Source organism: Rummeliibacillus sp. POC4, from assembly GCF_003576525.1.
GTDB lineage: Bacteria > Bacillota > Bacilli > Bacillales_A > Planococcaceae > Rummeliibacillus.
Window position 1 is genome coordinate 1 of the sequence record NZ_QWUA01000078.1, and the last position, 1,479, is coordinate 1,479.

Sequence of the window (1,479 nt, forward strand, 5' to 3'; positions counted from 1 at the left end):
AGTCAAGTCCTAAGTTTTGTGTAAAATTTAGTTCAATGTTATCTTTCGTGATTCGTATAGGGATTATTTTAGGGATTGAGCTAATTACCCTTACATTTTTTGTGGCAACTTCCACATCTTTTTCTCTCACATCCCTTGGATGATGTCAAAGGCTCTTTTCACTTTGACATCATCCAAGGGATGTGGAACCATTAAAAAATGGAAGTTGCAATAAAAATCACCTGTTAAGGCCCGTTCTACTTGCATAAATCTCTTGATATTGCATTAAAATAGCACCGATTAATCGAAAAGCAGATTGTGTATTTGGAAATGTTCGAATGACCCGTTCTCTTCTACGAACCTCTTCATTTAATCTTTCTAAAGAGTTCGTACTACGAATGTGAGAACGTATTTTTTCTGGAAAATTCATATATTGAATGGTATCTTCGAAACCTTCATCTAATATAGCTAGAGCCTTTTCATATTTACGATCTTCTCCAAATTGATTCATTACTTCTTCTTTAAATTTTCGCATATCCTCAACTGTTATCGCATTGAAAATTCTCTTGATCATTGTGCGAAATTCTACCGTATCTTTCTTAGGTAGTTCATTGAAAATATTACGTTTGAAATGAACATTGCATCTTTGCCAACTGGTACCGATAAATGCACGTGCTATAGCCTTTTTTAAACCTGTATGAGCATCCGAAATAACTAATTGAGGAGATTGTAATCCACGAGATTTTAATTGTTCAAAGAAGCTTAACCAGCTTTCGAAACTCTCTACATGATCCACCTTTAATCCGAGAATTTCTCTCTTATTATTTTCGGTAATAGCCGTTGCAATATAAACTGCCTTTGAGACAACTCTTTTATGCTCATGAACTTTTATATACATGGCATCAACAAATATAAAAGGATAGTAGGTTGTATTTAATGGTCTTTGAGCCCATTCATTAACAATCGGATCAAGTTTTTTAGTTAATGAGGAAACAAAAGACTTTGAAACACTTTCTCCACAAAGCTGTTCTACAATGCGAGTGACTTTACGAGTAGATACACCATTAATCACCATTTCTAGCATAGAAAGTACAAGAGCTTGATCCCAACGTGCGTATTTTTCAAAAACAGAAGGTGCAAAGTCACCTTCTCGAGTCCGAGGAACTCGTAACGTTATTTTTCCAACACTTATGGTTAGATCTCGCTCGTAATAACCATTGCGATAATCACGACGACTATTTGTCCGTTCATACGCCGCAGCCTTCAAATGTTTATCTCTTTCTAATTCCATGTATTCGTTTAAAATTAACACAACAGAAGATTTTATAACTGCATCGAGATTGGAATTTATTACTGAATCTTTTAAAATGTCCATATTTAGGTTAAACTGAAGTTGGGTCATTATTAATTCCTCCACATTGTTTATTGTCGTGATAACATTGTAACCATGAGGGATTAATTTGACCCTTTTTCTTTTTACACAATTATATGGACTTAATC

Annotated in this window: 1 protein-coding gene; it reads right to left on the reverse strand. The window is 34.3% G+C overall.

Annotated elements, in window-relative coordinates:
• Positions 1-217 precede the first annotated feature (217 nt).
• Entirely contained in the window at positions 218-1,381 is a 1,164-nt protein-coding gene (locus D1606_RS16005) for an IS256 family transposase (protein WP_119417018.1), read from the reverse strand.
• Positions 1,382-1,479: the final 98 nt, after the last annotated feature.